Genomic DNA, 25,961 nt, shown 5'->3' on the forward strand with positions numbered 1-25,961 from the left:
GGAAATAAATTAACAGGATGAACAGAACAGTGCTACATATGAACTTAACAGAGATAAGGAGTTTTTTTATGATTGAAATCAGAAACCTAAACGTAGATTATTTCGGTAATTCTGCACTAGAAAATGTAAATATTGATATCCCCTTTGGGTATACAATCGGAATTATCGGACCAAATGGTGCGGGAAAATCTACATTCATCAAGTCATTATTAGAGGTGATAAAGAAGAGAACAGGATCAGTTATGGTGGAGGGAAAAGATATTTCTGAGTACAAACGGAAGATCGCATATGTGCCGCAAAAGAATGACATTGATCTTTCTTTTCCAATCACGGTAAGGGATACAGTGCTGACTGGAACTTACCCTAATTTGCGAATCTTCCAGCGTCCCGGAAAAACAGAGCGGCAAAGAGTCGAGGAATGTATGGCGATGGTGGATATAAGTGATCTTGCGAATAAACAAATCAGCAATCTGTCCGGGGGACAACTCCAAAGAGTTTTTATCGCCAGGGCACTTGCACAACAAGCAAATGTATTTTTTTTAGATGAACCTTTTGTAGGCATAGATTTAGTCAGTGAGAAAATCATTGTAAAGCTGCTAAAACAACTTCGCGAAGAAGGGAAAACCATACTCATCGTTCATCACGATTTGCATGAGGTCGAAGAATATTTTGACAAAGTCATCATTCTCAATAAGAAATTAATTGCTTTTGGTGACGTTAAAGACACCTTTACGCCAGAGAATATCCTCAGCGCCTATGGTGCCTCCTTAGGTAATCTGGTGATCAAAGGGATGGGGGCGACAGATCATGATTGATTATTTCTCAGGAGTATTAAACATTCCGATATATGCACTTAACGCGGGATTATCTGCTATCATTCTTGGAATTGTATCAGGGGTTTTAGGAAGCTTTATTGTACTTAGAAAGATGTCATTAATGGGAGATGCGTTATCACATGCGGTGTTACCCGGGGTGGCGTTATCTTATATCTTAGGCATCAACATTCTTCTTGGAGCTTCACTATTTGGACTATTAGCAGCGGTTCTCATTCAATTTATTACAAGTCGCAGCAATATTAAAAGTGACACCTCTATCGGCATTATTCTCAGCTCATTTTTTGCGCTAGGTATCGTCCTAATTACTTTTGCCAAAAGCGGGCTTGATCTAACTCACATTCTGTTTGGTAATATTCTGGCCGTCCCACAGTCGGAGTTAATGCAATCCTTTATTATTATGATTGTTGTTATTGCCATCATTTCATTGCTGTATAAAGAGCTTTTAATGAGTTCGTTTGATCCGGTTGTTTCCAAAGCCTATGGGTTAAAAACAGGGTTCTATCATTATTTATTGATGATGCTCCTATCTGTGGTTACCGTATCTTCGTTATCTCAAGTAGGAATTGTGCTTGTGATTGCAATGCTGGTTATTCCGGCTGCTACATCCTATCTCTGGACGAATAAGCTGTTCCACATGATTATCCTGGCTTCTACAATTGGCGCTGTATCAGGGATTATAGGTGTAATTGTAAGCTTTAAATTCAATTTACCTACAAGTGCCACGATTGTTCTGGTCGGCGTAAGCATGTTCGGAATTTCATTTATAATCTCACCCAAAAATAATTTTTTCAGGAAAGGGTTGAAACAAGGATGAAGACCATAAAAATACTCTCTTTGACAATGTTTATCGTACTTCTTACCGCATGCTCAAAGGTTAGTGAAGGAGATGCAGACCATGATAAGCTGCAGATTGTTGCAACATACTCCATTATCGCTGATATGACCGAAAACATTGTAGGGGAGAAAGCTGAAGTTTACAGTATGGTACCCATCGGAACAGATCCGCATATGTACGATCCATTACCCAAGGATACAAGTAAGGTTTCTAGCGCAGATTTAGTGTTTTATAACGGTTTGAACCTAGAAACAGGTAAGGGGTGGTTTCAAGATCTTCTAGATGTGACTAATAAAAAGGATGTTGCTTTTGCAGTCTCAGATGAAGTATCTCCAATGTACCTAACAGAAAAAGGAAAAGAAACACAGGTAGATCCTCATGCCTGGCTGGATATTCAGAATTCAATAAAATATGTAGATATCATCACAAAACGTGTAATCGAAAAGGATCCCGACAACAAAGAATTTTATCTTAATAATCAATCGGAATATGTTAAGAAACTGAATGAATTGGATCAATATGCAAAAGAAGCAGTCGAAAAAATTCCACAAGAGAAACGTATCCTTGTTACCAGCGAAGGAGCATTCAAATATTTTTCCAAAGCTTACGGATTTGAATCAGCTTTTATCTGGGAGATCAATACGGATAGTCAAGGAACGCCTGAACAAATGAAAAACATAATTAAGATCATTGATGAAAATCAAGTGCCTGCATTATTTCTGGAAACTAGCGTAAATCCAAAAACAATGGAAACTATCGCAAATGAAACGGGAGTACCGATACACTCTAAGATTTTCACCGATTCTTTAGCTAAGAAAGGCGAAGAGGGCGACACATACATTAAGATGATCAAATGGAATATTGATAAAGTTATAGAAGGTTTATCACAATCCTAAATGCCGGCTCCAAGCCTATATTAACCGACATAAGATTCAGTTTTTTAGCTGATTCTTATGTCGGTTTTTTATTGAATAAAATCTACATTCGAGCCTCGAAATAATACGTTTACGCCTTGGGATAACCTGCTACAGGAAATATCTTCTTGTCTACTTTTCAAAAAAATCTTGGTAAGGTAGAGGCTAACACTTAATAAGAGGTGAAGAGTTGTCATGATTAAGAAACACTGTTTGTTCTGTGATGAGATTGTTTCCATTGAACCAGAAGGCGATAACGATAGATATATAGGCTGTTCTTGTTCACCAGGCGGGTTTTATAGTCTACGTAGAGACAGCTACGAACCCATTAATTCGCTCCCGCATCAAAAGAAACGCGACATGCTTCATGTAGTATCTGCTTACATACGTGAGCTGACTGATTGTGATGAAAAGATCACTATATGTGCTGATGATTTAGAGTCCATTGTAAATTCACCCAAAATACCTGTGAGCATTGAAGATAAAGGAAACCGTCTACTGCAATATTTATATAGACATTCTGAAGGCCCGGGGGAAGCGGTTGTCATTCAACCCCTCTCTAGCAGCTATAACTTGACGTATTCTCCCAATCTGCAAGAGCTGGTATACATCATAGACAAGTTGATAAGTGATCAGCTTCTGATCAGGGAAGGCATGACCTTTAAGCTTACTGAAACCGGCTGGAATGAAGCTGCGGAAAGCGCTGGAGGTAAAAAACTAAAACCTTGTCTCGTGCTCGTGTCGGATGAAGAAAATTTGTCTACAACATGGCTGGAGAAGTTATTGCCCAAAATAGAACAGTGTGGTTTCCTGCCGCGCTTATTAACACATACGAAAACTCAAAACGGCGAAAAATACGAGTTGGATCAAATCGCAGAAAGCAAACTGATTATCGCAGATTTAACGGGGCAATCCCCAGAGGTGTATTTTTCAGCGGGATATGCACTTGGTTTAAACATACCCGTATTATGGACCGTAAACAGTATTGAGGCGGATAAACTTTTTGTACAGCTTAAGGATATTCGTCCTATTGTGTGGGATTCAGCAGAAGAGCTAGCAATTATACTGCAGCAGAAGTTGAGTTAACCCGCAAATTTCTTGCCATGACTCGTCAAACGAAGCTGAAATTTAAACAGGTGTCTTCTTAAATGAGGACGCCTGTTTCGTATGTTACTGTAAGAACACTATCAAATTTTCTTAGGAAGTGATATTGTAACCGATATAAAAAAATGAGCAAATGTATGTAAATGTATGCTTCAGTTAATATTAGCTCATATTCATACTCTGGTTAAGAAAGAGGGATACAATTGTTTTCAAAACGGCAAAAAGAAATACTTTTATACTTAATTAATTCCAATCAACCTGTCACAGCTGCATGGATTGCTAAAGAACTGAATGTTAGCGATCGAACGATCCGTAATGATTTGAAAGAGTTACAAAATATATCCGCCATAGTAGGACTAAAAATAGAGTTAATTCGTGGGAAGGGCTTCGTTGTAAGAGTCTTCGATAAAGATATATTTTCCCAAAAATTAAATGAGTTAACTAATGATAAAATCAATCCTTCTACAGTAGACTTTTCTGAACAAGATAATAGGGTTCTTTATTTGTTGAGTCGGTTTTTATTAGAAAATAAGTATATCAAGTTGGCCACTATTGAAGATGAGATGTTTGTATCTAAATCGACAATCCAAAACGATCTAAAAGAAGTGCGTAAGATACTGGAAAAATACAACCTGAATTTAGTTAATCGGCCTCATTATGGCCTGTTTATAGAGGGCGATGAATTTAAGAAACGAATTTGTTTGTCTAATTTTTTATACAAAAGAGAAGAAAACTCCGATCCAACTTTCGATAACTTTACTTTGTTTGACAAAGAGGTATACACGAAAATTAAAGAAATAATCATCGGCAAAGTAAATAAATACAAAATTGAGATTTCAGATATTTCCTTGGAAAACCTCGCTATTCACTTAATAATAGCTTGTAAACGTATCGAAGAGGGATTTTTAATCGAACAACCGTCGGTAAATCTTATGGAAGAGTATCCTTTTGAAAAAATTGTTGCCCATGAAATTGTTAAAGACATAGAAGAGTTCACAGATCTGCTCTTTTCCGATTCAGAGATTAATTATATTATCATCCATTTGGTTGGAACAAAATTGCTGCCGAAAGAAAATCTAACGGAGTACAGTAAGTTCGATGAAGTGGACTCCATTGTCAGCTGTATTTTAAAAAGTTTACAAACTGAGTTGAATTGGGATTTTGGCCATGACCATGAATTTATTCAAGCCCTGACCCTTCACATTAGGCCTGCGATGAATAGATTAAGATACAACATGAATTTTAGAAATCCTCTGTTAAATGATATTAAGACGAGTTTTCCAGCCGCATTCGAAGGAGCACTTATTGCGAGTAAATGTATTAACTACTATTTGGATTCAGAAGTTGGAGAACATGAAGTTGCTTACATTGCTTTGCACATTGGGGTTGCTTTAGAAAGAATGAAAAATAAAAACAAAAAAATAAAACGAGTTATTCTTGTATGTGCGTCTGGTGTTGGAAGTGCCAAATTACTTTATTACCGATTGATCAATTCATTTGAGAATCTATTGCAGATTGTAGACACAATTAGTTTTTACAAATTAGCAGAAACGGACCTCTCCTCGATTGATTTTATTATCAGTACAGTTCCGATCAATGAAGATATAGGTATTCCCGTCTATGTTGTAAATACCTTTCTAGAAGCTAAAGACCTCAAAAGAATCAAGGACGTCTTACTGTCTTCAGAACAGGTGGCAGAAACTCATTCTTACCTTGACGCATCTAGAGTATTCGTGAAAAAAGAATTTACCACAAAGGAGAGTGTGATTCATTTTTTAAGCAATGAGCTAACAAAACAAGGACTTGTACCAGAGCATTATGAATCCTTAGTAGTTGAAAGAGAGTCCTATGCACCCACTAGTTTTGGAAATCTTGTCGCTGTTCCACATCCTTCACTTCCTGTTACCTCGGAAACCTTTTGGACAATCTGTACGTTAAAACGTCCTATTCGTTGGAATGATAAGCAAATGGTGCAATTAATTTGTTTATTAAACATTAAAGAAGGAAACAATGTCGACCTAGATAAAATGTATAAAAAGCTAGGATCATTGATAGAGGATAAAGAGATTGTTGTGCAGATCCTTGCTAAGGACTCTGTGGAAGAAATTATACAATTACTAAACTAGAGTGAGTGAGAAATTAGGTACTGCCTTACTATTTGCAATGTAACCGTTTCCTGTTGATTTGGAAAAAGGTTAGCTTAAAAAGAAAGCGATTTAAGTTTACACTAAAGGTGTTCAATAAATGATAATTTTAGGGGGAAGTCAATATGAATACAATTATGTTAGTGTGTTCAGCAGGAATGAGTACAAGCCTTTTAGTAACAAAAATGCAGAAGGTTGTTGAAGAAAAAGGGTTGGATGTCGATGTTTTTGCTAAATCAGCATCTGAAATTGATATTACTTTGCAAGAGAAAAAGGTTGATGTCTTATTGTTAGGACCTCAGGTGAAATATATGAAAAAGCAATTAGAAACAAGATTAGCAGATAAAAACATTCCTATAGAAGCTATTGATATGTTGAATTACGGAATGATGAACGGTGAAAAAGTACTTGAACAAGCCTTGCAATTAATTGAAAGTAAATAGAGATAAGAGAGGAGTAGAGAGAAATGGTAGATGAAGTGAAAGAGGAATACTATACTGTGGCTTTTAACATTATCAGTAATGTAGGCGCAGCTAAAAGCTTAGTAATGGAGGCGCTTTACGCAGCCAAAGAGGGAGAATTTAAAGAGGCACAAGAAAAATTAGAAGAATCAAAGCAATTTTTTAGAGAAGGTCATAAAATGCATAAATCATTAATCAAAAGAGAAGCAAATGGCGAACAGCTTCAATTCTCACTGATCCTTATGCATGCTGAAGACCAACTAATGAGTGTAGAGACCATTTCTTTACTTGTTACGGAAATCATTGAACTTTATAAGCTTTCAAAATAGGATCAAAAAGAAGTGGCATCGCAATAAGAAAATACTTCTTCGGGAGCGTGCAAGAAACTATGGATAAAATAACGAAATTTTTAGAAGATAAGGTAATGCCAGTTGCAGGTAAAATCTCTGGTCAGCGGCATTTACAAGCGCTTCGCGATGCAATGGTTTTAACTATCCCGTTTATTATTATCGGTTCCATTTTTTTAATCTTAGCAAACCTGCCAATTCCAGCCTATTTAGATTTCTTGGTCGCCCATCCAAATATCAAAACAGCTTTACTATATCCGTACAATGGTACATTTAACCTTGTCGCATTAGTTGCAACATTTGCCGTGGGATATAGACTCGCAGAGAGCTATAAAGTGGATCCGCTTTCTTCAGGGGCTGTGGCATTATGTTCATATTTTGTAGTCACACCATCAACTTCTTTCACAGTAGATGATGTTGTCACAAAAGCAATGAACGTGAATTATTTTTCGAGTCAAGGTTTATTTGTAGGATTATTAACCGCAATCTTCGCAACAGAAATATATCGCAGAATCGTACAAAAAAATATAGTTATTAAAATGCCGGATGGTGTGCCGCCAACAGTTGCTAAATCCTTTACAGCGATTATTCCTGGTTTCTTTGTTATCGTGAGTGTCTGGGGAGTTCGCCTACTTGTTGAGAACTTTACTGGTTTTGATAACGTGCATACCATTGTTGCCAAGCTTCTTCAACAACCATTAACCACTGTTGGAACAAGCTTAGCGGGAACAATTGTTGTGTTCTTGTTAATCAACTTATTATGGGCAATCGGATTACATGGTTCCACCATTGTAGGTTCTGTCATGTTGCCTATCTGGTTGCAATTGACCTCAGAAAATGCTGCAGCCTACGCAGCGGGTTCACCCGTCCATAATATTGTTACAGCAGAATTCAGATATCTTATCTTTATCGGTGGATCTGGTGCAACTCTAGGACTAACGATTGCTATGTTATTCTTTGCGAAGAGCAAACAGCTGAAACAAATGGGTCGATTGACGATTGGACCAGGACTATTTAATATCAATGAGCCGTTAATCTTTGGGATGCCTATCGTATTAAACCCAATGATGTTAATCCCATTTCTTATAACACCGATTGTTACTGTTTTGATAACCTATCTCTCCATGGATTTTGGATTAGTAGCGTTGCCAATAGGTGTACTGCCTCCGGGAACAATGCCATTAATTATCGGCGGATATTTGATGACAGGTAGTATCTCGGGAATGATCTTACAAATTGTACTGTTTGCAGTAGCGTTTATTATTTACTATCCGTTCTTTAGAATAATGGATAATCAAAAATATAAAGAAGAACAAGATGCCCTTATCCAACAGGTTTAATCCATAGCATATGTTTTATTTAACAACAAGGAGGGTTTACACATGTTTGAATTGAAAACGACATTTCCAGAAAACTTTTTATGGGGAGGAGCAGCAGCTGCCAATCAACTAGAAGGAGCAAGTAATGTTGGCGGTAAAGGGCTTTCTCTAGCAGATGTATATATTTTTGACGAAAACACCCCTAAAAAAAACTGGTCTGACCAGTGGCACCTCATGACTCATAAACAAATAGAAGAAGCACAAGATCCCGCAAGTGAAAAGTATTATCCCAAAAGACATGGGGTGGATTTTTATCACCACTATAAAGAAGATATTGCTTTATTGGCCGAAATGGGTTTTAAAGCCTTCCGTATGTCCATTGCTTGGACTCGTATTTTTCCAAATGGGGATGAATTAATCCCTAATGAAGAAGGTCTTGCATTTTATGATCGTGTGTTTGATGAATTGAACAAATATGGAATTGAGCCTATTGTTACTTTATCCCATTATGAAATGCCACTTCATCTAACAACTAAGTATGGAGGTTGGGTGAACCGGAAAGTTATAGATTTCTTTGTTCGCTATGCAACCACTGTAGCTGAAAGATACAAGCATAAAGTGAAATATTGGATGACTTTTAATGAAATTAACTGTGTAGTACACCACCAATATGTAAGTCTAGGGGTTATCGAAGAAAATCATCCGAATATTGAACAAGCAATGTTTCAAGGAGCGCATCATCAATTTGTCGCAAGTGCACTTGCAACCAAAGCCTGTAAAGAAAGTAATCCTCAAGCAATGGTTGGATGTATGGTTAGTTATCAACTTCTTGTTCCTTATAGCTGTGATCCTGACGACGTTCAAGCCACAGTTGATAAACAACGTACCTCTTTATTCTTTACTGATGTACAAGCGAGAGGTTACTATCCGGCTTATACCGCTCGAATGTTTGCAGAAAAAAATATAGTTCTGAAAACAGAGCCCGAGGATGAACAAATCATGAAAGACTATCCAGTGGATTATGTATCGTTTAGCTACTATATGTCTGGTGCAGTCAGTGCACATCCAGAAAAGATAGAAGGCGCAGAAGGGAATTTGCTTACAGGCGGAGTGAAAAATCCTTATTTACCATCGAGTGATTGGGGTTGGCAGATTGATCCTAAGGGTTTACGAACTGCAATAAACCAATTGTATGACCTCTATCAAAAGCCGGTACTTGTTGCAGAGAATGGCCTAGGTGCCTTAGACGTATTACAAGAAGGCGATGTTATAGAGGATGATTACCGAATTGATTATTTAAAAGAACATATTAAGCAAATAAAAGAAGCCATTGCAGATGGTGTAGATGTAATGGGCTACACAAGCTGGGGTTGCATAGATATGGTGAGTGCAGGAACAAATCAAATGTCCAAACGTTATGGTTACATTTATGTGGACCAAGATGATATGGGCAGAGGTACAAAACGTCGTATAAAGAAAAAATCATTTTATTGGTACAAAAATGTTATCGCTACTAATGGAGAACAATTAGATTAATTATTAAAGCGTACAACGAAATGATTTATCTGGAGGCATTATCAAAAGCAGTCCTAAGCTGGACTTGCTTTTGGTAATGCTTTTTTTACTGAATTGTTGACATGTGACCATTTGGTGTCTTATAATCAATTAGACACCAAATGGTGTCCTATTAGGTAATAATGATGGATACTAGGTGACATTACAGGAAATATTACGGAAAAGGTGGGGGTGGTTGTGAGCGACAATAGTCAAGTGAGGGATGTTTATGACGCTGTTGCGGATCCAACAAGACGAAAACTTCTTCAAATTCTGGCTGATGTTGATGAATTACCTCTGTATGAGATAACGATTCATTTTGAAATGGGTCGTACAGCCGTTTCGAAGCATTTAAATATACTTAAAGATGCTGGTCTCGTAATTGCTCGGAAGGTTGGCAGAGAGACGAGGTATCGGTTGAATGCCAATCCTTTGAAAGAAATTCAAGATTGGGTATCTTTTTATGAAGGATTCTGGAAACAAAGAATTGATAAATTAAAACTTATATTGGAGGAATAACTATGAAACCAGATGTATCATTAGATTTTCAATTTACAAGTTCGATCGAGAAGGTATGGAATGCTTTAACGGATTCGGATACGCTTGCGAAATGGATCTGGAGTAATGATTTTAAACCCGTCGTTGGTCATAAATTTCAATTCCGTGCTGAGCCAAATGAATGGTGGGATGGAATTGTAGATAGCGAAGTACTCGTCGTGGATGAGCCGCATACGTTATCTTATACTTGGAATAGTGCGGGAGAAAGTACTACTGTTACTTGGACTGTGAGTCAAGATTCAGAGGGGAAGGTTAACCTCCATCTAGATCAATCAGGATTTAGTGAGGAGACGAAAGCCCGCCAAGGAGCTATCGAAGGTGCTAAATATGCTTGGACAAATATGGGTGGTCAGCTCGAAAAGGCATTAGCAGAATTGTAATTTCAAGAATAGGGCGCTTTTCTGGAATAAGGAAAGTGCCCTTTTTAATGGAATAAATCATGGCAATACTAGATGAAGAGAATGGAGATGAGATGAGCTTACTATGAAAATAAATCAATTAATTGCGAACAATATTAACAGATTAGAAACGGTACTGCCAGTTGATGAGTCGTTAGGAATTGCTGGTTTGTCTGGATCTGGTAAAACAACTTTTTGTCAAACGATTGGGGAAGAATCAAAAAAACGTCTCGTTTCCTTACTGCCAAAAGCTGAATACCAGTATTTATTCCCCAATATTATGGAGACTAATTTCAGTGCGATCAAAATGGAAGCAATGCCACTTGTTCTTTTTCTTGGTAGATCATCCATATCTTCAAATCCTCGGTCAACCATTGGCACACATACAGGTGTGTTTACTGAAATCCGTGTCACTCTTGCTGAACAATATAATCTCTCTCCAGAGGTTTTTTCATTTAATAATGAATTGGGTTGGTGTCCTGATTGTAAGGGTCGTGGAACTACAAAAAATGTCGAGTGTAAAAAGTGTCAGGGGAAACGCTATAATCAAGCAGCTGAACAATATAAAATTGAATTATTGGATCAAGCAAAGAGTATTTCTGATCTAAACGACTTAAGTATAGAGACCATTTTATCACAGGCAGATATTCTAAAAATAAGTGAAGGTAAACAACAAATTCTGAAAAATATAATCAATATGAATATTGGTTATTTAACATTAAATCGTATTATGGGTACATTATCAGGCGGAGAATTAACACGACTTTACCTGGCAGAATTCATGGCAACAAGTGAAAATACCGTGATTATCATTGATGAAATCTCCGTGGGTCTCGATCACCAAACGCTATTGAAGATTTTAGCGGAGATTAAACAATTGGGATATAAAAATCAAATTTGGCTCATTGACCATTCTGACACGGTGCTGGACACAGCGGATAAACACTTGTTCTTTGGACCTGGCAGTGGCAAATACGGCGGGAAAATAGTTGAGGAATCACCACGTCCTGAGCCCATCAATAGAGAACTAAATCAGGCAGCACCTGCAGAATATTATCAATTTCATGATCTTTATTGTCGTAATATTCAAATGGCCGAGATTCAGATTCCCCAGAATAGACTGGTAACTTTTACAGGTGAGTCCGGATGTGGTAAATCTACACTGGTTAATGAGTGTATGGTCAAAGATTTTCTAAAGCGTTATTCCAAAGATAAGCTGGTGATCGTAGGGCAAGATCGAAATCAGTCGATTACCAGTCGCTCGACCGTTGCCACTTTTCTTGATATTAAAAGGAAACTCACAAAGTACAGTGAGGATATTGATGATATTTTTGAGCGCTCGATTGAAGATATTATTGTTGAACTGCCAAATGAGGACATTGCTCATAAAAGACTAAGCTTATTGATCAAGCTTGGACTTGGTTATTTGACGTTGGAGCGAAAAACACAGTCCTTATCCACGGGTGAATTTCAATGTGTCCATTTAGTTTCTGAGCTGTTTGCGGGCTCAAGAAATCCACATACACTTTTTATTTTTGACGAGCCTTCCAAAGGTTTATCACAAAATATTTTAAATCAATTCATTGACAGCATTAGGGACATTCTGCAGGATGAATCTGTCTCCATAATCATGATTGAACATAATTCTTATATGTTAGAGAACTCTGATTTTATCGTTGATTTTGGCAAAAGACAGCTTGCACCTGTGGAGCATCTTGATGTTCTCAGTCATGATGATTATTATCGTCAACAAAATCCTGCTGATAGTGTGGCACCTGCGCACATTTCTTCAACACTCCAGCTACAAAATGGAATTGACTATTTAAAAGAAAGTCAGATCCCCTATTTTAAAAATGCAGAGAACATCTATAAAGGTGGCATCTTAAAAAGCTTATCCTCCATGGCCCGCCTGATTTATGGTGAATATGAATCGGATACGATTGCGCCTGTCATCGCCATTGATCTGGAACGACACTTGTATAGTCAGTTTACTTTCCTTTATGAAATGGGTGGCTTGATCAACCATATTGTGGCAGCGCTCCCACTAATAAAGATACAAAAAGCTTTGATTTCTATCAATCAGACAATCATTGTCCAAGCTGTAAGGGCCGCCGTGTGATTGAAGAATTTGATTTTGATATTGTACTTCAGGACAAGAACGTACCCTTTTGGGACGGCTCATTACATCCAGATGCGATGGAGATTCTGAAATTCTATCAATTACCAAAAATAAAATTCATCTTTGATGAGTTAAAGAATGAGCTCGGACAGGATATTAGCAAAAGTTATAATGAGATGACAGAAGCTGAAAAACACACCTTTTTATACGGGTATTGGGAAAAGTCCTTCTATGATAAAGCAGCTAAAGCCTCGAGAACTTGGGAAGGCTTTAATACCATTATCGGGAACTATATGGTTATCTCGAAATCGATTATTAAAGAGCATATTAAAGCATCCAAAAAAATGATTACCTGTCCAATTTGTCAAGGAACGGTATTAAATCATCATAAAAAGCTTAAATACGGCGACACTGATATTCGTGAGATTATCGGGATGCCCCTTGATCAAGTCATTAGCACCGTTGGTGAATTACAGGTACTAGAAAAAATGAAAGCCATCGTGGGCGGCGATATGGTTTTGACAGAAGAGGTCTCTCTATTACCCAGGGAAACACAAGTCGCTCTAAAAATGCTTGAACTAGAGTTAGGAAGTTTTGCGCAATACGAAATGGTGTTACAAAACACCTTGCCATTCTGGGACAGCATTAGCGGCAGTATCGAATCCATCAGCAGGAAAAACCGGATTACGATCTGTGATTTTGCCAATATACACGAAACAAGAGAAAATATCATAGATAAGTATTTCACTAATGGAAAATATAAAAAGCTGACTTATGTCTATGAAGCGTTTGGTTACAAAAAAATCGTCACCTTAATTAATAAGGTTAAAGCAAGCCATCCCTGTCCATTCTGTAAAGGGAAAAAAGTTATTTCGGAAGATGGACTTCATGATGGCGTATATAAATTAACGATTCCCTGTGTTAGTTGTTATGCGAGTGGAATCAATGATGAAGGGCGTAAGGAAGTCGTAGAAGGTATAGATGTTCAAACTTGGCTAACGGGTAAAGTAAGTGACGTTATTTCTGAAAGCTTAAATATTGAGGCTGTTGCTGATATTCCAATTTTCAATCGTATTCGTGAGTTGAATAAACAAGAGATGATGGCAGTTTACCAATTTCTTGAGCAATAAAGTTTAGTTTTCTCAAAAAGACGATATAGAAAAGAAACGCATCGAGTCTATAGACTCGATGCGTTTTTTTATAATTGATTATAAAGCTCACCATCAACAGGTTCTAACCATTCTGTTTCTCCGGGTGAAATGGCTAAGTGGACAAACCAACTGTCTTTTGTAGCACCATGCCAATGTTTTACGTTCGCTGGAATATTCACAACATCCCCGCTTTGGAGGAATTGAGCTGGTTTGCCTTCTTCTTGATACCAACCCTCACCACCGGTAACTAATAATACTTGTCCGATTTTATGGAAGTGCCAGTTATTGCGAGCTCCCGGGGCAAAGGTTACGTTCCCAATAGGCGCATTCAAAGGTGTCGCATCAGTATAAATCATCTGCAAGTATGCATCACCTATAAAATTAGCTTCAACCTTTTGTCCGAGTGGAAAGATAGTACTGTTGCTTAGTTGCTCATTAGCCATAATAAAAAAACCTCTTTCGTTTAATTTTTATAAATTTCTTTGGCAATATTAAATGCCGACCAAGCTTTAGGCCACCCTATATAAAACGAAAGGTGCGTGATGATTTCCGCTACTTCATCTTTTGTGACTCCGTTTGCCTTTGCTTTATGCAGATGTGGAGTTAATTGTTCAAAGTTTCCTCCTGATATTAATGCTGAAACTGTAATCATGCTGCGGTCACGTGCAGATAATTCTTTCTCTCTTGACCACACTTCACCGAATAAGATATCATCGTTGAGTTCAGCAAATTTCGGAGCGAATTCTCCTAACAAATCTCGTCCTGCTGTTTGTTTTTCAGCCATATAAGAACATCCCTTTCATCGATGATTAACTGCTTCAAAATGAAGTATAGACCTTAAAGTACACTTTAAGGCAAGCCATAAAAATGGATTCATACTCCGACATTTGGTTTTTTATTAATTTAAGTATATCCTTTGAATAGAAACAAAATTAGAAATGGAGGTGGGGATCATGCCTTATTCCATTGGAGAATTTGCAGAAATCGTCGGTGTTAACAAGAGCACGCTCAGATATTATGAATTGGAAGGCTTACTTACTCCACATCGAAGTGACAATAATTTACGTGAATATACAGATCAGGATATAGGTTGGGTTCAATTTTTGCTTCATTTAAAAGATTCAGGAATGACGATGGCAGAATTGAAGCAATATACCGAGTGGCGGGTTATGGGGGACGAGACAATTCCTGAACGGAAAAATTTACTTGAACAGCGTAAGCAACAAGTGGAACAAGAAATTAAGGCATTGCAACAAAACTTGGATATACTGAACCGTAAAATTGTATTTTATAATGATCAACTAACGGGGAATAAATACGAATTCGTCCTTTATCACAATGAAAAGATACCACATCAAGAAGAAAAAGTAGATTCCTAATAAGTTAAGAGGCAGATGAACAACTTTTGATTATCAAAGGTTGTTCATCTGCCTCTTCTAATTTCAAAACTTGAATTCGAAGATGAGAGTCTATTTGTGTAATTATATTGCATGATCCGGTCGAGATATTACATTCTCATTTATCCGTTTATTAATTATATTAAAGCTGTATTCGTTTAAAAAAACCAGAGTAAAGGAGAAATTACTTTTGAGAAGAGAACTGAGGAAGGTTTTGTCTTTTTTGTTGGTTTTAGTGACAGTGGTTGGCACAGGGATTAGCTTTGACAGAAATATTGTAAACGCTTTCGGTCCTAATGTCTTATATGTATCACCAGCAGATTCACCATCCTATGGGGCTTTGTCACCTAGGGCAATCCAGCTTAAATATAGTGGCATCAACAATAATAAAATGTATGCTACATTTGAACAAACCTCTAATACCACCCCTGTTTTCCCTATTTATGAAAGCGTTGACAATGGTGTCACTTGGAATCAGGTTGGAGAAGTGGAGGATACTCAAAACGGTTGGGGAATGTTAAATTGCCCTGAATTGTTTGAACTCCCCCAATCTATAGGTAACATGCCTGCGGGTACTATGCTTCTTGCAGGAAATTCTGTGCCAAGCAACAAAGCAGCTACCAAGTTGGAATTATATAAAAGCAATGATTTAGGTAGAACATGGACATATGTAAGCAGCATTGCTGAAGGTGGACGAAACGATATTGGTTATGATCCCATTTGGGAGCCTTTCTTTTTGGTTCACAACAACAAACTCATTGTTTATTATTCAGATGAACGTGATCCTGCCCATGCCCAGAAGTTAGTTCATCAGACTACGTTGGAGGGTACGAACTGGGGACCTGTGGTAGTTGATGTGGCATTTGCAGACAGTAAATTACGTCCAGGAATGCCTACAATCGCTAAGCTGGGCAATGGTAATTACGCAATGACCTATGAGATGGTCGGATACCCGGGCGTGCCCAATTATTTGAAAATTTCAGCAGATCCTGAGAGCTGGAATCCAACTGAAGTAGGATCTCTTGTAGGGTACGGAGGAAGTCCCTATATTTCTGCTTTGGGAGATGGGAGACTCGTATTAAACGTTGCAGGGAAAAAAGAAGTGCTGATCAACTCTTCTAGAGTGGATGCATCCGGAAGCTGGGTTCCATATAATCCGCCCGTAGATGCAGGGTATAACCGCCAACTACTGCCGCTTAGCAATGGCCGCTTATTTATCCCTCAAGCCGGATTTTTTAGTGGGAAAAACACGGTGAAATATGGTGATATGTCCGTAGGTTACTACAAATTAATTAATGTGAAGAGTGGGAAGGCTTTAGGTGTATTGGAAGGTGGAACTGCGAATGGCAATCCGCTCGTCCAATGGAGCAGCGGGACTAATTCTTTGGATCAATATTGGCTCATTTCCACAGCGGAAAGTGGTTATGCTCCTAACGGTTACAAATCCATTGTGAATGCAAAAAGTGGAAAGGTCGCCGGAATATTAGAAGGATCAACAACAGAAGGAGCTAAAGCCGTATTATGGACTGAAAACCATTCCGATGACCAGCAGTGGACTTTACAAGCCTCTGGTAACTACTACAAGATTGTTAACCGTAACAGTGGTCAGACGTTAGGTATAGCGCAGGGTTCTACTGTAGAGGGTACCCAAGTTATACAGCAGACTGATGCAGGCAGCACTGATCAGCTGTGGGAGTTGGTTCCAGATGAAGGACATATTATGGTGGACAGTTATCGATTAGTTAATGAGAACAGTGGTAAAGTGTTGGGTATCTATCAAGGTTCGATGGCGGATGGAGGGAAGGCGGTTCAGTGGACCAGCGGAATTTCATCCCATGACCAAAATTGGTTTGTAGTCAGCACAGCTGATGGCTATACGAAGCTGGTCAATACTAATAGTCGTAAAAACCTGGGCATTTTAGGAGGTTCATTAGCTAACGGTGCTCAAAGTGTACAATGGAATGATAACGGATCGAATGACCAGCAGTGGACTTTGGAGTCCTCAGGTGATTTTTACAATATTATTAATCGTAATAGTGGAAAAGCTCTGGCAGTAGATCAGGGTTCGACGACAGAGGGAGCAAATATTATTCAAACAAATAATACAGGTTCTGCTGGCCAGCACTGGAAACTAGTCTCGAATAGATAATTTATGTAACCAAAAGTCATCGACCTTAAATTAAGGGTGATGACTTTTTGTCGATATAAGCTTTGAATGACTAAATCGTCACCTTCAGTGTCACGGGAATGTCACTTTGGAGAGATATACTATTTCCATCGACATATGGAGGGAATTGTGAAGTTATTATGGGAGTGAAATTACGAAAGATTTTTATTATAGGAACTATTTTGTATACACTGTTGATCTTATATTTTTTGTTTTTTGCTTTCAATAGAGTAGAGCATGCAACAAGCCAGTATGAATATACGTTTATGTTGATTCCAGAAAGTGTTCCGCTTCTTTTTCCTGATCTCTTTGACCTATCCTTTTCTTGGTTTTATGACTTTGGGAACATCGCTGCTTTTATTCCTTTTGGCGTATTATTTCCTTTGCTGTATCGTACACATTTTAAGAAGTTTATTTGTTTGTTTATCTTAACAATTTTTGTGCTGGAAAGTCTTCAAGCTTTAACTTTTTTGGGTTCCTTTGATGTAGCCGATGTCATCTCCAATACGTTAGGGGCAATGATCGGATTTTGTGCATATAAGATTGGGTTTTCCCCGGAAATCACCAGGAGATCACTTTTTACTTCGGCATTATCTGTTGTTGTGCTATTGGTTGGAATCATGGGAATCTCTGAGATCATTGATTTAACTCTGAAGAAAAGTGAAAGACCCGTGCAGGGATTACAAACGTTGGAAAAGCTTACGGGAAGCATGCCTACCACGCATAATCTTCCCCGTTTCACTATCGCAGGTAAAAATATAATACCAAAAATGAATTTGTACAGCAGTGAAGGTGAAGATATTAAAAAATACACCTATACTTTGGGTGATAAAAAAGAGGTATGGTTATATTTCAGCTTTGGATTCCCGCAAAATGAAAATTCTAGCAGTGAACTAATGATTATAGCTGATGGTAACATGATCCTTCAATCCAGTGAACAATATAGTTCCCAAGCTGAACTCAACAATACGGCATTAGTTACCGTAAAAGAAATAACCTTTATCCTTAAAGGGAATGTGAAGTTATGGGATGTAGGATTCAGTGAAATGAAGCATTGGTGGGAATGAGTAACTAACCCTTCGTTAATTTTATTAACGGAGGGTTTCTTTTGCTGATCGCCTCATATACATATTCCGATATACAGCCGGGGTGAGGTTCTCGTATTTTTTGAAGGTTTTAATGAAATAGCCCGTGTCGCAAAAGCCCAAATCATCACTGACTTGATTGATCGGGGAATCCGTGGATTCCAGCAGTTGCTTAGCCCATTCAATCTTGAGTCTGGCAATGAAGATGGAGAAATTCTCTCCAGTTTCTTTAGTGAAAATACGGCTGAAATAACTGGGGCTGATATGACAAAGCTTAGCCATCTCTTTGAGGCTGAAATTCTCATTTTTGTGTGCATAAATGTAATTAAAAGCAGGCTGAAGCACAGAATTTACTGAGACGAACTTTTGTACACCATTCTTTAATTTGGTCTCGATCAAGGCCCCGGATAACTCCTGCTGTATGGATTGGATTTTTCGATACGTACGGTCTGACTCGTCCATTGCTTCAGCAGAAGCGGGTTCTTCTATATTGGTGGTCAGAACCTTTTTGTACAAATCCACAGTAGTATGCTTTTGAATGGCTTCCTCCACGATATAGGTACTTAACTGCAGCAGCAGCTCAACACACTTTGTTACTTCATCGTAGGATAAAACAGGCAGTGCCTGGTAATCCTCTTTGAGTGCTTTAAATTTCATGTTCGTCTCCACATTCGGCGGGCGAGAGACAATTTGCTCCAGTTGTGGCACGTCAGGTTCACGAAGCTTGAGCTGTCCGGCCATAATTGCACCTAGATATTGATTATCTATAATGATCGGAATCGCGATATCTATAATATTGAAATGACATAAATAAATAAACGGTTTGTTCTGGCGAACCGCTTCAATCCCAGCGCGGGCATCACATTTTTGACAATATTGAGAGAGATGGGAGTCCTGGCGCACACCTTGACAGAATGGCTGGCAATAGCTGTGCTTGGTCACAGGAACACCCTTGTAATCAACAGTAAGAATAGCCATTTTGGTTACAAGAGATAAGGAATCCTGGAGCTTTTCCCATTTCTTCAAATCAATAATTTCTTCTAGATTGAACCGGGATTTTGACATCACAAAATTCTCCTATGTAAGTTATAGAATCTTAATGAACATTATACAGAATAATTCAACACAATGACATGAAAGTTCGATTTTTCACGATTATGACAAAAAAATACGATAAGAAAACGCTTTAATAAGCTTTTATTGTTTCATGTTTCTTAAATTAGAGCAATCTATAATGATAACTATAAACAACTGAGGAGGAACGAAAAATGAGAAGAGCATTTATCAGTCCGACGAAATATGTACAAGGTGAGAATGAATTATTGAACTTAGGTTACTTCGTAAAAACATTTGGTGATTCTGCTTTGTTAATTGCCCATCCAGATGATGTAACACGTGTGAAAGACAAACTGGAGTCAACTAAACAGAAATTTAATATAACTCTTGTTGAAAGCGGCTTCCACGGGGAATGCTCAAGACAAGAAGTCGCCAGATTACAAGCGCTAGCCAAAGAACATCAATGTGCATGTACGATTGGCTTGGGTGGAGGTAAGGCGATTGATACGGCAAAATGTGTAGCTGAAGGAGAAGCGCTGATTATCGTTCCAACGATAGCAGCAACTGATGCTCCGACAAGCCACTCAGCGGTGCTCTATACTCCGGAAGGTGAATTCGATGATTATGCTTATTTCAAGCAAAGCCCGAGTGTAGTCATGATTGATACAACAGTTATTGCCAATGCACCTACAAGATTTCTTGTGGCAGGTATGGGAGATGCACTTTCAACCTATTTTGAAGCAAGAGCTACTGCAAATTCTTACTCCAATGTGAATGCAGGTTTACCTTGCGGAGTTCGTGAAGGGGTTTGCGGTGAAGCTAAAGGAACAGTAACAGCGTTGGGACTTGCGAAGCTCTGCTATGAGACATTGCTTGAGAATGGATTCAAGGCGAAGCAAGCTTGCGATCTGAATATCGTAACCCCAGCTTTGGAGAATATAATTGAGACGAATATTCTTTTATCGGGTCTTGGGTTTGAAAGTGGTGGTTTGGCAGCGATTCATGCGATTCATAATGGGTTAACTGCTTTGGAAGGAACTCATCATTATTATCATGGTGAAAAGGTTGCCTTCAGCACGATTGCTCAATTGGTTCTTGAAAATGCAGACCGGACTGAATTAAAAGAAGTGTTGGACTTCTGTCTTTCGATTGGCCTCCCAGTATGCTTAGCGGATATTGGTGTTGAGCATGTAACCTATGAGGAACTGCTTGAGGTTGCTAAAAAAGCTTGCATTGCTGAGGAATCTATCCATTCGATGCCGTTCCCAATTACGGAGGATGCGGTTGCATCAGCAATTATGGCAGCCGATCAATTAGGCCGTCAATATAAATCAAGTAAGGAGCTTTAAGATGAAAAAAATAATAAACAAGCCGGAGACTCTGGTTAGGGAAATGTGTAACGGGCTTGTTTTGGCGCATCCCGAGCTGGATTTCGATCCTAAATTCAAAGTGATTTCTAAGAAAGAGATCAATCAAGATAAAGTTACCCTGATCAGTGGTGGCGGAAGCGGGCATGAGCCGGCTCATGCCGGGTTTGTAGGAACCGGGATGCTGGATGCAGCTGTATGCGGTGATGTGTTTGCTTCTCCATCCCAAATTCAGGTTTATCAAGCGATTCGCCGCACTGCCAGCACCAAAGGTTCGCTGCTTATTATCAAGAATTATAGCGGTGACATCATGAACTTTAAAAATGCGGCCCATCTAGCAACTGAAGACGGTATCGAAGTGGATTATGTCAAAGTAGACGACGATATTGCCGTTGAAGACAGCCTTTATACAGTAGGGAGAAGAGGCGTAGCCGGAACAGTGCTTGTTCATAAGGTAGCCGGAGCAGCAGCAGAAGCTGGATTGTCCTTAGCGGAAGTGAAAGAGGCGGCGCAACATGCAATTGATCATGTGCGCAGCATAGGCTTCGCCTATACCTCTTGTACCGTGCCTGCCAAAGGTACTCCGACATTTCATATTGAAGAGAACGAGATGGAATACGGGGTTGGCATCCATGGAGAACCTGGAATACGCAGGGAGAAAATTGTACCCGCAGATGAATTAGCACAGCGAATGGTTACCTCTTTGCTAGACAACTTCCAAATGAATGATCAGAAGCAGGAGGAAGTAGCCGTATTAATTAATGGTTTTGGAGGCACCCCGCTGCAAGAGTTATATTTGCTGAACAATTCTGTCATCCGCGAATTAACCGCTAAGAATAAGCAAGTGTTTAAAGTGTTTGTTGGTAACTACATGACCAGCATTGACATGGCAGGTGCATCGGTGACGATAATGAAGCTGGATGAGACACTGAAGAAATGGTTATCTGCGCCTTGTGATACACCAGCCTTGTCGATTAAAGGCCCTTTTGAGCCTGTGAAATATACTGAAGTAATCCAAGAAGAGAAAGCAGACAGCAATGTATCCTTTAAGAATAATACGGATGCTGCTGCAGCGGTGATTAAGAACAATCGGTTTACTTTGCAAAATATCGTCTATCTGCTCGATCAAATGAGCCAGGTTATTATCGAGAATGAAGTTCCGTTCTGTGAGCTTGACTCCCACGCTGGAGACGGCGATTTCGGGATGAGTGTAGCTAAGGGCTTTAAACAGCTGAAAGTCGAGTGGGAAGATATTTTAGCTCATCATCTCACTAATATCGGTGAGTTCCTTGACGCCTGCTCCATGGTCATTATGGAATATTGCGGCGGAGCATCCGGACCGATCTGGGGATCAGGCTTCCGCGCAGCGAGCAAAAATGTTCAGCAGAAGGAAGAGCTGACCATTCAGGAGTTTGCTGATATGATGCAGGCTGTTGTCAAAGGGATTCAAGATACGGGTGAAAGATCTTTTGGCAGAGGGGCTGTCGTCGGAGACAAGACATTGATTGATGCGCTTGTACCGTTTGCAGATGCCTGGACCCAAAGTGCAGAACAAGGCGACGATATCAAAGTGGCGGCAAATAAAGCAGCGGAAGCAGCTGTCCAAGGTTCTAAAAATACTATAGAAATCGTTGCCCGTATGGGAAGAGCCGGCACAGTGGGGGAACGCAGCATCGGTTATCCAGATGCGGGTGCTCATGCGCTGGGGGTTATTTTCACAGAGCTGGCAAAAGCAATGAAATAAACAAGGTTAACTGGCGTATCACCTAAAATTTAAAAAAAACGTACTGCATTAGCTGCAGTACGTTTTTAATTTAAATAACAAATTCAACGATGTATTGTTGGCAAATGAGTTCATATCCCAGCGATTGATATAGAGAAATGGCTCCTACATTCTCCTCAAAAACATTCAAATATACGTTAGCTGAAATGGCATGTCCTTGGCGTGTTAGCTCTGCACAGACTTTTTTTCCATAACCATTTCTTCTCCAGGCTACATCTGTTCCGATATTTCCTAGTTCAACGTAATCCTCACTATATATATGGTATCCTCCTACAGCAATCAGCTCGTCTTGTGCCATCACACCATAGAACGGATTCTGTAATTCTTCTTTTGAAAAAGCCATGGTTTGCAGCTCGTTCATCTTTGCTTCAATTCGCTGGAAATGAGCAGGTCCTAAGTGCATAACATGCTTGTCCGCTGTTGGTAGAACATCTTCATGAATATGTTTCATAAGAAGCAATTTTTTGGGAGGGCTGTAGAACTCAAGCTGAGAAGCAAAGACCTGCAGCTCTTGTTCGTTAATAATAAAGCTACCTACCGCATGGTTATGTAGATGTAATTCATCTTTCATGAACGCCAACATTGAGCTGAGACAAAAGGATTGCTGAACTGGATATACAGAAAAAGCATTAAACGGAAGGCCACTTAAAAAGGCTAATACTCCAAGCAACTCGCCCTGGTCAGAATACTGACCGTAATGCACTGTGTTTTGTCTGCGAAAAGTAAGGTATGAATAATATAAAAAATGCTGTTCCTTATTAATCGAGCTTAAAATAACATCCAACTCTGCTGCTGTTAATTTTCTATACATATACGACCTGCCTCCATTAACAATTGCTGTTGCTATTTCCTCTTGCTGAATTAGCACAACCTTTTCTAATATATCATAAATCAGAACTTTGTTTGCTTTATTGCTGGGTTGAGCCAAGTATGATACTATTGTCCCCTTAGAAACATAAAATGAGATATGAAGGTTTTCTTGAAAGGATGATATATATTAAGGCAATCTTAGTTCGGTACTTCGGAAATCCGCAAGATCGAACCGCCATGTTCAACGCTGCTTCCCTAGTCATCAATGCTTTTATTGGTATAGGCAAGTTAATTCTTGGGTTATATCTATTGTCCGGATGGTTCATCACAAATGCACTTTATTATCTGATCCTTTGTATAGCCAAAGGACAGGTGCTTCATAAATATACATTAGCTAAAAAAGTCAGTTCACCACAGCAAAGGTATTCCATGGAGCTTTATGTTTATAAGCGTGGCGGTGTTTTTCTTTGTCTTCTAGGGGTTTCATATCTGTTGGTCTGCCTGCGGATTTATCTAGTCGGAGACGCTTTGGTTTATGAAGGTTACATTGTATATCTGGTAGCACTGATCGCTTTTACAAAACTTGGTTTTGCCATTCATGGAAATATTGTTAACCGTCATCTCAAAAATCCCATTATATCAACATTAAAAATGATTAGCTTTACTGATGCCTTAGTCTCCATTGTTGTCACTCAAATGGCTGTGCTTACAATGAAAGGCTCACCTCAGGCATTAAACGCCAGCGCGTTGTTTGGCATGGGATGTAGTGTTTTATTTTGTCTGGGGGGGATCTGGATGATGCTCCGTAAGACAAAGGCTCCAATGAAGGAAGTAGAATTAATTAAAAATTAGATGATATCATAACTTCCCCTTATCCCTTAGGATGAGGGGTTATTTGTATTTTTATGTCATATTATCAGCGTTGAATGCCGAAGCTTATAGAAAATTATATTTTTATGCAACCTAAACACTTCTTTTCCTACTTTATAAGTGAATGCTTAATCAAATCGAACGGAAGTGATGGAGTGGAAGATAGTGAAATCATACAATTGTATTTTGCACGTAATGAAAGGGCAGTAGAAGAAACATCGAAAAAATATAGAAATTATTGTACTCGGATCGCTCATAACATTTTGTCTAATGCTGAAGATTCGGAAGAATGTGTTAACGATACCTTTCTTGGTGCATGGGAAGCAATACCGCCGAAGTCTCCTGCAAAGCTGTCCTCTTTTCTGGGGAGAATCACACGAAATATTGCTTTGAACAAATACGATTATTACATGGCTAAAAAACGGAATAAAAAATTCGATACGATTCTTAATGAATTAAACGATTGTTTATCCTCTTCAGACAACGTTGAAACCCAATACGAGGAAGCACAAATAGCCGAATCTATAAGCAAATTTCTACACAACATTAAGGAAGATCAGCGGAATGTTTTTTTGAGGCGTTACTGGTATTCTGATTCTTTGGCCGATATTGCCGCACGCTTCTCAATCAGTGAAAGTAAAACCAAATCAATTCTTTTCAGAACACGCAAAAAACTCCAAATATATCTTCAGAAAGAGGGTTATTTCCTTTGAATAATAAAGAGCTCTTCAAAACAATCGGTTACATAGACGAAAATCTGATAGAAAAAGCCAACTCCGCGAGACGCACTAATAAAAAAGCTTATGTAAAGTGGGGCTCACTCGCAGCTTGTGCTGCATTGGTGTTAGGTGTGGCCGTTTATAAATTTCCGCAGACTCCGTTGCCTAATTCACCACAAATATCACAGCAGACACCAGTCTCGTCTCCCACAGGGGTTCGCAAAATTCTGAATTACAATGGATACCGTTATGCATTCGTAGCAGATGGCGCTCAGTTTAAGTTCACAGGTATGGAGCCTGACAAATCGCTTGGTGCATTAGAGTTTGATCTCAACCAAGAGCCCGGAAAGAATGACGGGGATAAGAATGCGGAAAAAGATTATGCCGCTACGTTCGCTATGGGTGGAAAGCTGTATGAAATCCCAACATACCCATCCCATTTTCGTATTGCAGTTAAGGATGAGCAATATTATTATCTAGCTGAAATTGTGGCGAAGGTAGACGATTCTGCAATGAGCGCGAAGGAGTATCTAGATCTGGCTAATCTGAAGGAGCATGCAAAAGATATCTATATTCTGAATCATGTGGGGAATGACGTGCAAAAGACTATCACTGATCATCCTATTGTTGAGTCCATTATCGAAGGTTTGTACAGCGCAAAAAAAACAGAGCTAAGCATTAAGGAATATGAAGCTCTTGCAGCGGCGCAATCCCAAGGAAAATCATATCAATTACAGTTCAACCTCAAAGACGGGACTTATATCGCCATGTATATCATTCCCGAATTAAAGGTGGTGTCTATGGGTGATGCTTATTATTATTTGCCTGATGCCTTTTTTGATCAAACCAGCGACCTCTTTTCAGGGCTGACACAAGAAGTGCTACCGCTTTACTGAGAAGGCGGAGATAAGAGATCCTTAAAAACTGTGCATTGCAGGTTATCTAATATCTCGCATATAATGATCTA

At 38.9% G+C, this 25,961-nt stretch carries 23 protein-coding genes and 1 pseudogene; 20 read left to right on the forward strand and 4 right to left on the reverse strand.

Features of this window, described 5'->3' with window-relative positions:
• The first annotated feature begins 71 nt into the window (after nt 1-71).
• The 12 genes and pseudogenes from NSQ55_RS14710 (at nt 72) to NSQ55_RS14765 (ending at nt 13,719) form a co-directional block, all read left to right on the forward strand.
• Nucleotides 72-815, forward strand: coding sequence for a metal ABC transporter ATP-binding protein (locus NSQ55_RS14710; RefSeq protein ID WP_280753002.1), 744 nt, complete (start codon nt 72-74; stop codon nt 813-815).
• Nucleotides 808-1,650, forward strand: a complete 843-nt coding sequence (locus NSQ55_RS14715) for a metal ABC transporter permease (RefSeq protein WP_036677866.1) — start codon at nt 808-810, stop codon at nt 1,648-1,650. Before NSQ55_RS14710 ends, NSQ55_RS14715 begins: the two co-directional genes overlap by 8 nt.
• A complete protein-coding gene (locus tag NSQ55_RS14720) occupies nt 1,647-2,567 on the forward strand; it encodes a metal ABC transporter substrate-binding protein (RefSeq protein ID WP_076099247.1) in 921 nt (306 codons plus the stop codon). The genes NSQ55_RS14715 and NSQ55_RS14720 overlap by 4 nt, the downstream gene beginning before the upstream one ends.
• 213 nt (nt 2,568-2,780) lie before the next feature.
• Nucleotides 2,781-3,671 (forward strand): hypothetical protein, encoded by an 891-nt coding sequence (locus tag NSQ55_RS14725; protein ID WP_339174258.1) that lies wholly within the window; start codon nt 2,781-2,783, stop codon nt 3,669-3,671.
• A 221-nt stretch (nt 3,672-3,892) separates the two neighbouring features.
• Entirely contained in the window at nt 3,893-5,815 is a 1,923-nt protein-coding gene (locus NSQ55_RS14730) for a BglG family transcription antiterminator (RefSeq protein ID WP_339174261.1), read from the forward strand.
• A gap of 143 nt (nt 5,816-5,958) precedes the next feature.
• Entirely contained in the window at nt 5,959-6,276 is a 318-nt protein-coding gene (locus NSQ55_RS14735; protein WP_036677859.1) for a PTS sugar transporter subunit IIB, read from the forward strand.
• A gap of 23 nt (nt 6,277-6,299) precedes the next feature.
• Nucleotides 6,300-6,623, forward strand: coding sequence for a PTS lactose/cellobiose transporter subunit IIA (locus NSQ55_RS14740; protein ID WP_051490993.1), 324 nt, complete (start codon nt 6,300-6,302; stop codon nt 6,621-6,623).
• A 59-nt stretch (nt 6,624-6,682) separates the two neighbouring features.
• Nucleotides 6,683-7,981: a PTS cellobiose transporter subunit IIC gene (celB, locus tag NSQ55_RS14745; RefSeq protein ID WP_038571015.1), complete on the forward strand. Its 1,299-nt coding sequence runs from the start codon at nt 6,683-6,685 to the stop codon at nt 7,979-7,981.
• A gap of 42 nt (nt 7,982-8,023) precedes the next feature.
• A complete protein-coding gene (ascB, locus tag NSQ55_RS14750) occupies nt 8,024-9,496 on the forward strand; it encodes a 6-phospho-beta-glucosidase (protein ID WP_076278465.1) in 1,473 nt (490 codons plus the stop codon).
• Nucleotides 9,497-9,712: 216 nt separating this feature from the next.
• Nucleotides 9,713-10,033, forward strand: a complete 321-nt coding sequence (locus NSQ55_RS14755) for a metalloregulator ArsR/SmtB family transcription factor (protein WP_038571021.1) — start codon at nt 9,713-9,715, stop codon at nt 10,031-10,033.
• Nucleotides 10,034-10,035: 2 nt separating this feature from the next.
• A complete protein-coding gene (locus tag NSQ55_RS14760) occupies nt 10,036-10,452 on the forward strand; it encodes an SRPBCC domain-containing protein (protein WP_076184590.1) in 417 nt (138 codons plus the stop codon).
• Nucleotides 10,453-10,555: 103 nt separating this feature from the next.
• Nucleotides 10,556-13,719, forward strand: a pseudogene (locus NSQ55_RS14765) (ATP-binding cassette domain-containing protein).
• A gap of 68 nt (nt 13,720-13,787) precedes the next feature.
• Here NSQ55_RS14765 and NSQ55_RS14770 read toward each other — a convergent pair.
• Both NSQ55_RS14770 and NSQ55_RS14775 read right to left on the reverse strand, forming a co-directional pair.
• Entirely contained in the window at nt 13,788-14,183 is a 396-nt protein-coding gene (locus NSQ55_RS14770; RefSeq protein WP_076217591.1) for a cupin domain-containing protein, read from the reverse strand.
• Between the two features lie 20 nt (nt 14,184-14,203).
• Nucleotides 14,204-14,524, reverse strand: a complete 321-nt coding sequence (locus NSQ55_RS14775) for a carboxymuconolactone decarboxylase family protein (protein ID WP_076125630.1) — start codon at nt 14,522-14,524, stop codon at nt 14,204-14,206.
• A gap of 169 nt (nt 14,525-14,693) precedes the next feature.
• Here NSQ55_RS14775 and NSQ55_RS14780 point away from each other — a divergent pair, with 169 nt between their 5' ends.
• The 3 genes from NSQ55_RS14780 to NSQ55_RS14790 all read left to right on the forward strand — a co-directional run bounded on the left by NSQ55_RS14780 (nt 14,694) and on the right by NSQ55_RS14790 (nt 18,371).
• A complete protein-coding gene (locus tag NSQ55_RS14780) occupies nt 14,694-15,119 on the forward strand; it encodes a MerR family transcriptional regulator (RefSeq protein ID WP_339174268.1) in 426 nt (141 codons plus the stop codon).
• A gap of 208 nt (nt 15,120-15,327) precedes the next feature.
• Nucleotides 15,328-17,286, forward strand: coding sequence for an RICIN domain-containing protein (locus NSQ55_RS14785; RefSeq protein WP_339174271.1), 1,959 nt, complete (start codon nt 15,328-15,330; stop codon nt 17,284-17,286).
• A gap of 158 nt (nt 17,287-17,444) precedes the next feature.
• Nucleotides 17,445-18,371 (forward strand): VanZ family protein, encoded by a 927-nt coding sequence (locus NSQ55_RS14790; RefSeq protein ID WP_339174274.1) that lies wholly within the window; start codon nt 17,445-17,447, stop codon nt 18,369-18,371.
• Nucleotides 18,372-18,395: 24 nt separating this feature from the next.
• On the opposite strand, the gene NSQ55_RS14795 is transcribed toward NSQ55_RS14790, so the two are convergent.
• Nucleotides 18,396-19,454, reverse strand: a complete 1,059-nt coding sequence (locus NSQ55_RS14795; protein WP_076217596.1) for a PocR ligand-binding domain-containing protein — start codon at nt 19,452-19,454, stop codon at nt 18,396-18,398.
• Nucleotides 19,455-19,657: 203 nt separating this feature from the next.
• Here NSQ55_RS14795 and NSQ55_RS14800 point away from each other — a divergent pair, with 203 nt between their 5' ends.
• Nucleotides 19,658-20,794 carry a glycerol dehydrogenase gene (locus NSQ55_RS14800; RefSeq protein WP_076099237.1) on the forward strand — a complete coding sequence of 379 codons (1,137 nt, stop codon included), beginning with the start codon at nt 19,658-19,660 and terminating at the stop codon, nt 20,792-20,794.
• Between the two features lies 1 nt (nt 20,795).
• Nucleotides 20,796-22,556, forward strand: coding sequence for a dihydroxyacetone kinase subunit DhaK (gene dhaK, locus NSQ55_RS14805; RefSeq protein WP_076217598.1), 1,761 nt, complete (start codon nt 20,796-20,798; stop codon nt 22,554-22,556).
• A gap of 70 nt (nt 22,557-22,626) precedes the next feature.
• On the opposite strand, the gene NSQ55_RS14810 is transcribed toward dhaK, so the two are convergent.
• Nucleotides 22,627-23,406, reverse strand: a complete 780-nt coding sequence (locus NSQ55_RS14810; protein WP_076302133.1) for a GNAT family N-acetyltransferase — start codon at nt 23,404-23,406, stop codon at nt 22,627-22,629.
• Between the two features lie 149 nt (nt 23,407-23,555).
• Here NSQ55_RS14810 and NSQ55_RS14815 point away from each other — a divergent pair, with 149 nt between their 5' ends.
• The 3 genes from NSQ55_RS14815 to NSQ55_RS14825 all read left to right on the forward strand — a co-directional run bounded on the left by NSQ55_RS14815 (nt 23,556) and on the right by NSQ55_RS14825 (nt 25,890).
• A complete protein-coding gene (locus NSQ55_RS14815) occupies nt 23,556-24,257 on the forward strand; it encodes a hypothetical protein (protein WP_339174278.1) in 702 nt (233 codons plus the stop codon).
• Between the two features lie 173 nt (nt 24,258-24,430).
• Complete coding sequence (locus tag NSQ55_RS14820) at nt 24,431-24,988, forward strand: sigma-70 family RNA polymerase sigma factor (protein ID WP_076125863.1); 558 nt, start codon at nt 24,431-24,433, stop codon at nt 24,986-24,988.
• Complete coding sequence (locus tag NSQ55_RS14825; RefSeq protein ID WP_249267687.1) at nt 24,985-25,890, forward strand: hypothetical protein; 906 nt, start codon at nt 24,985-24,987, stop codon at nt 25,888-25,890. The genes NSQ55_RS14820 and NSQ55_RS14825 overlap by 4 nt, the downstream gene beginning before the upstream one ends.
• The last annotated feature ends 71 nt before the right edge of the window (nt 25,891-25,961 follow it).

The organism is Paenibacillus sp. FSL H7-0943 (genome assembly GCF_037963265.1).
Taxonomy (GTDB): Bacteria; Bacillota; Bacilli; order Paenibacillales; family Paenibacillaceae; genus Paenibacillus_AQ; species Paenibacillus_AQ odorifer.

Excerpts from the sequence above, each read along its gene's own strand:
- NSQ55_RS14715 (WP_036677866.1), top strand. The coding sequence starts at position 808 with ATGATTGATTATTTCTCAGGAGTATTAAACATTCCGATATATGCACTT.
- NSQ55_RS14720 (WP_076099247.1), top strand. The coding sequence starts at position 1,647 with ATGAAGACCATAAAAATACTCTCTTTGACAATGTTTATCGTACTTCTT.
- NSQ55_RS14725 (WP_339174258.1), top strand. The coding sequence starts at position 2,781 with ATGATTAAGAAACACTGTTTGTTCTGTGATGAGATTGTTTCCATTGAA.
- NSQ55_RS14735 (WP_036677859.1), top strand. The coding sequence starts at position 5,959 with ATGAATACAATTATGTTAGTGTGTTCAGCAGGAATGAGTACAAGCCTT.
- NSQ55_RS14740 (WP_051490993.1), top strand. The coding sequence starts at position 6,300 with ATGGTAGATGAAGTGAAAGAGGAATACTATACTGTGGCTTTTAACATT.
- celB (WP_038571015.1), top strand. The coding sequence starts at position 6,683 with ATGGATAAAATAACGAAATTTTTAGAAGATAAGGTAATGCCAGTTGCA.
- ascB (WP_076278465.1), top strand. The coding sequence starts at position 8,024 with ATGTTTGAATTGAAAACGACATTTCCAGAAAACTTTTTATGGGGAGGA.
- NSQ55_RS14760 (WP_076184590.1), top strand. The coding sequence starts at position 10,036 with ATGAAACCAGATGTATCATTAGATTTTCAATTTACAAGTTCGATCGAG.
- NSQ55_RS14770 (WP_076217591.1), bottom strand. The coding sequence starts at position 14,183 with ATGGCTAATGAGCAACTAAGCAACAGTACTATCTTTCCACTCGGACAA.
- NSQ55_RS14775 (WP_076125630.1), bottom strand. The coding sequence starts at position 14,524 with ATGGCTGAAAAACAAACAGCAGGACGAGATTTGTTAGGAGAATTCGCT.
- NSQ55_RS14780 (WP_339174268.1), top strand. The coding sequence starts at position 14,694 with ATGCCTTATTCCATTGGAGAATTTGCAGAAATCGTCGGTGTTAACAAG.
- NSQ55_RS14790 (WP_339174274.1), top strand. The coding sequence starts at position 17,445 with ATGGGAGTGAAATTACGAAAGATTTTTATTATAGGAACTATTTTGTAT.
- NSQ55_RS14795 (WP_076217596.1), bottom strand. The coding sequence starts at position 19,454 with ATGTCAAAATCCCGGTTCAATCTAGAAGAAATTATTGATTTGAAGAAA.
- NSQ55_RS14800 (WP_076099237.1), top strand. The coding sequence starts at position 19,658 with ATGAGAAGAGCATTTATCAGTCCGACGAAATATGTACAAGGTGAGAAT.
- dhaK (WP_076217598.1), top strand. The coding sequence starts at position 20,796 with ATGAAAAAAATAATAAACAAGCCGGAGACTCTGGTTAGGGAAATGTGT.
- NSQ55_RS14810 (WP_076302133.1), bottom strand. The coding sequence starts at position 23,406 with ATGTATAGAAAATTAACAGCAGCAGAGTTGGATGTTATTTTAAGCTCG.
- NSQ55_RS14815 (WP_339174278.1), top strand. The coding sequence starts at position 23,556 with ATGAGATATGAAGGTTTTCTTGAAAGGATGATATATATTAAGGCAATC.